This window comes from Methylophaga sp. UBA4204 (assembly GCF_002379485.1).
Classification (GTDB): domain Bacteria; phylum Pseudomonadota; class Gammaproteobacteria; order Nitrosococcales; family Methylophagaceae; genus Methylophaga.
Genome location: NZ_DFTU01000094.1, coordinates 26,995 through 34,244, shown reverse-complemented (window position 1 = coordinate 34,244; position 7,250 = coordinate 26,995). Strand labels below are relative to the sequence as shown.

7 protein-coding genes and 1 pseudogene are annotated in these 7,250 nt (G+C 44.8%); 1 reads left to right on the top strand and 7 read right to left on the bottom strand.

Annotated elements, in window-relative coordinates; translation table 11 throughout:
* From B3182_RS14255 to rpoE, 7 genes are all read right to left on the bottom strand, one after another.
* The coding region (locus B3182_RS14255) for a histidine kinase sensor domain-containing protein (RefSeq protein ID WP_292753212.1) at positions 1–1,005 on the bottom strand (1,005 nt) is incomplete at its 3' end.
* Positions 1,002–1,706 (bottom strand): response regulator transcription factor, encoded by a 705-nt coding sequence (locus tag B3182_RS14250; protein WP_292355500.1) that lies wholly within the window; start codon positions 1,704–1,706, stop codon positions 1,002–1,004. The genes B3182_RS14250 and B3182_RS14255, both read right to left, overlap by 4 nt.
* 168 nt (positions 1,707–1,874) lie before the next feature.
* Positions 1,875–3,305, bottom strand: a complete 1,431-nt coding sequence (locus B3182_RS14245; protein WP_292355498.1) for a DegQ family serine endoprotease — start codon at positions 3,303–3,305, stop codon at positions 1,875–1,877.
* Positions 3,305–3,727: a SoxR reducing system RseC family protein gene (locus B3182_RS14240; RefSeq protein ID WP_292355496.1), complete on the bottom strand. Its 423-nt coding sequence runs from the start codon at positions 3,725–3,727 to the stop codon at positions 3,305–3,307. The genes B3182_RS14245 and B3182_RS14240 overlap by 1 nt, the downstream gene beginning before the upstream one ends.
* Before the next feature lie 5 nt (positions 3,728–3,732).
* Positions 3,733–4,704 (bottom strand): MucB/RseB C-terminal domain-containing protein, encoded by a 972-nt coding sequence (locus B3182_RS14235; protein ID WP_292355493.1) that lies wholly within the window; start codon positions 4,702–4,704, stop codon positions 3,733–3,735.
* Between the two features lie 2 nt (positions 4,705–4,706).
* Positions 4,707–5,273, bottom strand: a complete 567-nt coding sequence (locus B3182_RS14230) for a sigma-E factor negative regulatory protein (protein WP_292753209.1) — start codon at positions 5,271–5,273, stop codon at positions 4,707–4,709.
* A gap of 2 nt (positions 5,274–5,275) precedes the next feature.
* A complete protein-coding gene (rpoE, locus tag B3182_RS14225; protein WP_292355489.1) occupies positions 5,276–5,851 on the bottom strand; it encodes an RNA polymerase sigma factor RpoE in 576 nt (191 codons plus the stop codon).
* 128 nt (positions 5,852–5,979) lie between these two features.
* Here rpoE and nadB point away from each other — a divergent pair.
* Positions 5,980–7,250, top strand: a pseudogene (gene nadB, locus B3182_RS14220) (L-aspartate oxidase); the annotation flags it as partial.

The window sequence follows — 7,250 nt, the reverse complement described above, 5'->3', positions numbered from 1 at the left end:
GCTTTGCTGAAGATAAGCTGTTTCCGGTGTATGAACAGTAATGACGTGCCGGGGGAATTCAAATCGGGCATTCTCTACAATGCTGTCAATCAAGTCGGTCAAGTCCAGTGATGCATTTTGTAACGATGGTTGCTCATTCTCTAACCAGGCCAGGGTTAAAGTATCTTCCACTAACTCACGCATTTGCTGGCATTCATGACGGATACGTTGCAATGATTCATCGTCTGGAGTGGATTGTTCAGCGATACTTAATGCCAGTTCAACGCGCGTTAACGGGGTTCTTAATTCGTGTGATAAATCGGTGGTTAGATGACGTTGGGTCTGGATTTGTGTACCAATTCTTTCTGCCATGCTGTCAAAAGTACTGGCTAAAGCCGCTATTTCATCATTGCGTTTGCCAAGGTCATCACGCACTCTCACTTGATAATCACCCTCACTGAATTGCTTAGTGGCGGTTTCGAGTTGTCTTAATGGTGACATGACGTGCCGATAAATCACCACACTCAAGATAGCCAGCAAGAGCATCGGTAAAGCAATTTGTAGTAACAGACTGGTATAGGTCCAATAGCCTCCGGGTCGCATACGTTGTGGCAGACGAATCAGAAAATGGGTATGCCCATCTGCAAAGGTAATATCCATAATCGGATTTTGAGCAAAATATAAATGGATCTTCCAACTGATATCTCTACCCAATGCAAAATTTTCGACAAAATAGTCATCCATCTCACTACCTGCCAGTGGTGTGAGCTTTGAACGGATCAGTGCAACCCAGGTATCTTCCTGATGCTTTATATAGTTGATCCAATTTGCCAGTTTTTCATCCTCACCTTGCAGATACAGCATTTCAGCATGTCTTGCATAATCAATTAACTGCTGCTGATCCTGTTTATCAATAAAACTCATATGCTGCTCGGTCTGCAGAATTAAATGATGGATTATCCAGAACAAGGCAAGTGTTCCAAGCGTAATAGTCAGGGACAGTTTCCATAACAGGCGCCTTTTCATAACAGGATATAGCCCGCCCCATGGACTGTTTGCAGCCGGTCAACCGGCATGCCAACATCGATTAATTTTCGTCGGACCCGACTCATATGCATATCAAGGCTTCGATCATATCGACTGAAGTCGCGCTCCATCACCAGACGATAAAGCTGTGGTTTACTGAGCAGATGATTAGCGTGCTGCATTAGCGTCCACAGCAACTTGAACTGGATGGGCGTCAGCTGCACTGCATGCTCATGAAAAAAAACCTGCTGTTTCTGCCTGTCCAGCGTCAAACCTTCGTGTTGTAAAACAGACCCATTCAACTGTTGATAGCTGGTTGTGCAGGCTCTTCTGAGAATTGCCTCAATGCGGAGCACCAATTCAGTAAAATTAAATGGTTTTGGCAAATAATCATCTGCCCCATTTTTAAAACCCAGAATGCGCTCTTCTTCAGCACCATGAGCGGTAAGAATAATGACAGGCGTTTTACGAGTTTGTCGTAGCGTATTTAAAACAGAATAACCATCTCGTTCAGGCAGACTGATATCAAGCAAAATCAGATCGTAATGCTCACTAACCGCAGCAAGCAATCCATGTTCACCATCAAAGCATTGAGAAACGATAAAACGCTGTTTTTCCAGCAGCTGTTTTAGCTGATGATTTAGCACTAAATCATCTTCAATAATCAGAATGCTGTTGGAAATTTTATTTTTGTTGAACATGTAATGCAGGACTTTCTATCTAGATGATAATAATTATCATTAATGATAAAGCAAAATGATTCAATAAGAAATTTTGTTTTTTAAGTCCACCTATCGAACAAAAAAAAGCAGCTGTTGGAAATCCATCAGCTGCTTTTGAGGTATCAACCAGAATTACTTAATTAAAATCTATTCTGGAATTTTTAGCGCCAGGAACTGTGAAGCACCAGAACGCTGAACGAGTACAGGTATCGCTTTATTAGTAGGCAACTGTTCAGCCAACTCCATAAATTGTTTTGCATCGACAATCTTTTGATTGTTTATGCTTAGCAATATGTCTCCAGGAACAATACCGGCTAGTGCCGCTGGACCTGATTCAATTTTTCTGACTTCAACACCAGACTGATTGGGCCCTAACTCAGCACGTTGCTCTGCTGTCAGGTCGGTGACTTCAATTGCTAGACGACTATTGTAAAATTCACCTGTACGAGGCGCTGCACCACTAGCAACTTGCTCATCTTCAGGAAGTTCTTCCACGACCACCGAGAGCGTCATTTTCTTGTTATTACGCATGATCTCGGCTGTGGAGTTTTTACCGATTTCAGTACGACCAACAATTGGCGGTAAATCCGATGAACTATCCACAATGCGATCATCAAATTTCAGAATCACGTCACCCGCTTCAAATCCAGCTTTCTCAGCAGGACTTCCCGCAACAACACGGGAAACTAACGCACCACGTGGTTTGCTTAACCCAAAGGATTCTGCCAATTCACGTGTAACATCCTGAATAACAACACCTAACCAGCCGCGACTCACATAACCTTGCTCTTTAATCTGCTCGACCACATTCATCACAGTATCAACCGGAATAGCGAATGAAACCCCCATAAAACCACCGGTGCGGCTGTAAATTTGTGAATTTATACCAACAACCTCACCATCCAGGTTGAATAATGGCCCTCCAGAGTTACCCGGATTGATTGCCACGTCCGTTTGAATAAATGGCACATAGCTATCACTTGGCAGGCTACGCCCCAGCGCACTGACAATACCTGCTGTAGCCGAATAATCAAATCCAAAAGGTGAACCAATTGCCAACACCCACTCGCCAACTTGTAAATCGTTGGAATCGCCGAGCTTAACGGCTTTCAGATCCATGCCTTCGGCATCAACTTTCAATAAAGCAACATCACTGCGTTCGTCGCTTCCTAACAATTCTGCCACCAGCTCAGTACGGTCACTGAAACGAACAATTATCTCATCAGCGTCTTTAATGACATGATGATTTGTCAGAATAAATCCATCCTCAGAAAGAACAAAACCAGACCCCAGTGAGTTTGGTTGGGGGGCACGTGGTTGTGAAGGGTCACCAAAGAAACGTTTAAAAAAATCATCAAATGGTGTTCCTTCAGGCATTTCCATGCCTGGTGGAAGTTGTTGTGATGAGGCCATTTCTTTTGGCTTACTTGTGGTACTTATATTAACGACCGCATCGCCATTTTCAGCCACCAATTCAGTAAATTCGGGTAACCCCCCCCGTGCCTGAACGGCTGAACTCAACATTAACCACATCAGCAATGCCATTACCATTGCGCCTGTTGTTTTGTATTGCGTCATTATTTTTCCTCTATGATTTGAGTTTCAATGGCCACTTTTTGATTTTTGAGTCGAGTTTTGACCCAATAAAAGCCAAATATCAGACCAGCCAATCCACCAATAATTTCCAGCAATTCATTTGCAAAGATAAATCGACTGATGACTGCGCCCGCGAACATAAATAAAATCGGTAGCAGATACATCATGAAAGCACCGTGCAAAAGCGCTTCTTCCGGAATAGAAACATTCATTTGCTGACCAGGCTCTACGGCTTGCGTCTTGGGTACGGCAATGGTTGAAAAACGCCTACCTACATGTTCACTTAGCAAACCGGTACCACATCCTTTTTTTACCTGGCATTTATCACAGGTAGATTGTCGTTCGGCCTGCAACCAGATAGTTGATTCATCTGTACGTAGAACTGTAGCTTTTTGTTCAATCATCTTGGTTATGGACCAGCATATTCAATTGCTGCACCAATTTTTTCGACTGTTACAGCAGGTACTTCACCTACAACTGTCACAAAATGCGAATGTATCACGCTACCAAATGCATTTACGGCTCCCATGTGAGACCCTCCATGAAAATGGTTATGTTGGGCAAGCATTTTTTCAATAAATACCGATACTGAACTCAATCCATCACTGTAGACCCGCTGCTCAACATGTGCACCATTGTTGGCTCGCAGACGATTTTGATGGGCAACAAGGGTAAAACCATCCGGTAACCATTTTGACTGCCAATGGGAGAATGCGACTAAATCCTGGGTAGTCATTTCACCGGGCTCGGTACGATGCCAGATCATTTCGTTGCCCGACATCTGCGGCGCCAGCTCAGCATCTGCTATCTCAATTCCAGTTTCAATATCCGTAAATTCAAAGGTTTCCAGCACCTCATTATTTTCACCGATTAATTCTGATTTGAGTAATAAATCAGTTTCTTTATCCATCCACAGTCGATAGCCATATCGATAATTATCAACCGGTTTGATATCAAGTCGCTGCGTTAATTTACCCGCAATGCGGTCTTCTCCACCGAGTTTTAATTCATAAAAGGGAGTCGCTGAACGCAATCGCCGAGGGAGATCACTGGGAAATCCACGGCCTAAAGGTCTTTGACTGACGTTAACTTGCTTCCCATCCGGGTTGATACAGGTAACAGTATCATTGGAACGGAGGACTTCACGAGCTGAACCATTCAGTGAAACCAGTCTTTCAGATTCATTGCCATCATCATTACGATGATAAATACGCACTGACTGGAAAGTTTTACCGCTTTGATAGGCAAAAACGCCTTCATAATTGAGTTGCTTTGCTGCCTGGCTCATTCGCTCGAGTAATTCAATCGAAGCGGATCCTGCCTGAACTGCCGGAACAAACAACACCAGCAACGCAACGCAAAAACGAAATCGCTGGTACATTCCTATTGCTCCGTGCCATAAGAAACGACGCGACCGTAAGAAAACATCCCTGATGTGCCAACATATTCATTATGATCCAGCAGATAATTATTAAGTCTGTCTTCAATTTCCGGTTCGGCGACAGTCCAGCGATTAGATTGACTAACCATAGTCGCTGGTGATTCATTCGCCACGACACTGGCTACGGGCACGCCGTTGAATCCTGTTTGCTGCTGTACAACGCCGACCACAGCAAGTGCTCCAACGGATGCAGCCATTGCCAGACCTGTTGCCTGTTTCCAGAAGTTTTTTGGAAAACGCAATAATTTTGCGGTAGGTTTATTTTGAGTAGGAATTGAATAAACCGGTTCAGCTTCCAGCGCAGCAGAAATGCGCGTTGTTAGCTCTAACGGTGATTGTGTAATGCTTCGCGTATATCCATGCAGGATATCGCTTGCCTGCTGAAATCGCATAAATGCTTCACGGACGCTGCTGTCATTGTTAACTAATTCCAACGCCTGTTCGAGTTCACTACCGGTCAGCTGGCCATCAACCAAAGCAGACACTAATTCGAGATGATTAATTGCCATTGTTATTCCTCTTCACCCATCACTGACTTAACTTGTTTATCGATAGCTTCCCTAGCCCTGAATATTCTTGACCGGACGGTGCCGATCGGACAGTCCATCGCTTCCGCGATTTCTTCGTAACTCATACCTTCAAATTCTCGCAACTTGATAGCTGTAGCGGTATCTTCCGGCAAATCTTCAATTGCTTGCTGGATAGCCTCTTCCAACTCTACACACATGAGACTGTTTTCAGGGGTCTCAAATTCCTTAAGTTCGGGCGCATCGTAATAATTTGTTGCATCCATAGCATCGACATCACTCATTGGTGGTCGCCGCGAACTGGCAGTAAGATGATTTTTAGAGGTATTGATAGCGATACGATAAAGCCACGTATAGAACGCACTGTCCCCGCGAAAGTTCGGCAACGCACGATAAGCTTTAATAAAAGCTTCTTGCGCTACATCCATTGCTTCAACTGGGTCATGCACAAATCCGGTTATCACATGTATGATTCGCTGTTGGTACTTCATTATCAACAGATCAAACGCCTTTTTGTCGCCCGCCTGTACCCGCTGAACTAATTCCTGATCCACGTTCATTTATATATCCGGCCTACTCCGACAAGCCGGAGACAATTTCTGTTTAATGCTAGATTGACCAATGTCATTTATTTTTGTTCCACAATCAGTGCACAATAATTGTTGGCATTCTACCTTTAACAGGACCCATGACGACAACTCATCATTTTGATCTGCTGATTATCGGCAGCGGAACAGCAGGTCTGACCCTGGCTTTAAAGATGGCAGACAAGGCCCGTGTTGCCGTTCTATCCAAAAGCCAGCTTGAGGAAGGTGCTTCACTTTATGCTCAAGGCGGCATATCAGTTGTACTCGATAAAGCCGATTCTTTGCAATCCCATATTGATGATACTTTGCGCGCCGGCGGCGGATTATGCGACGAGGACGTCGTTCGTTTTACGGTTGAACATGCGCGAGAAAGTGTCGAGTGGCTGATTGAACAGGGTGTTTCTTTTACCCGTGATGATATGACCACCGAGACATATCATCTGACACAGGAGGGTGGTCACAGTCATCGGAGGGTTATTCATTCGGCTGATGCAACCGGTCGGGCGGTGGAAACAACACTGCTGGATAAAGCCAAAGCGCATCCGAATATTTCGTTGTTTCCTTATCATATCGGTATCGATCTGATTACGACCCACAAACACCTGGCCACTGAAGAGAATAGTTGTCTGGGTTGTTACGTGCTGGATATCAAAAAGGATCAACCCAAAACCTTTTTGGCTCCAGTCACTGTGCTCGCCACTGGCGGTGCCGGAAAAGTGTATTTATACACCAGTAATCCAGACGTATCGACCGGGGACGGAATTGCCATGGGCTGGCGCGCCGGCTGTCGAATTGCCAATATGGAATTTATTCAGTTTCACCCAACCTGCTTATTTCATCCCAAAGCCAAATCTTTTCTAATTTCTGAAGCGTTGCGCGGTGAAGGTGCCACATTGAAGTTAGCAGATGGCACACGGTTTATGCCGGCATTTCACCCTCAGGCTGAACTGGCCCCAAGGGATATTGTGGCGCGCGCAATTGATCATGAAATGAAACGTCTCGGCCAGGATTGCGTTTATCTCGATATCAGTCATCAGTCCAAAGAATTTATTACCACGCATTTTCCTACTATCTATAAACGCTGCCTGCAATTCGGTGTGGATATGGCGAAGGAACCCATTCCGGTAGTCCCTGCAGCTCATTATACCTGTGGCGGTGTTATGACAGATATGCGAGGAAGAACGGACATTGACGGCCTGTATGCGATTGGCGAAACCGCTCATACGGGTTTGCATGGTGCCAATCGAATGGCCAGTAATTCATTACTGGAATGCCTGGTATTTGCCGATGCGGCAGCACGCGATATATTGAATCGACCCAAAATTACTTTGCCTGATAATATTCCGCATTGGGACGAAAGCCGTGTGCACCC

Coding starts and splice junctions, on each gene's coding strand:
- B3182_RS14250 (WP_292355500.1), bottom strand. CDS start 1,706: ATGTTCAACAAAAATAAAATTTCCAACAGCATTCTGATTATTGAAGAT.
- B3182_RS14245 (WP_292355498.1), bottom strand. CDS start 3,305: ATGACGCAATACAAAACAACAGGCGCAATGGTAATGGCATTGCTGATG.
- B3182_RS14240 (WP_292355496.1), bottom strand. CDS start 3,727: ATGATTGAACAAAAAGCTACAGTTCTACGTACAGATGAATCAACTATC.
- B3182_RS14235 (WP_292355493.1), bottom strand. CDS start 4,704: ATGTACCAGCGATTTCGTTTTTGCGTTGCGTTGCTGGTGTTGTTTGTT.
- B3182_RS14230 (WP_292753209.1), bottom strand. CDS start 5,273: ATGGCAATTAATCATCTCGAATTAGTGTCTGCTTTGGTTGATGGCCAG.
- rpoE (WP_292355489.1), bottom strand. CDS start 5,851: ATGAACGTGGATCAGGAATTAGTTCAGCGGGTACAGGCGGGCGACAAA.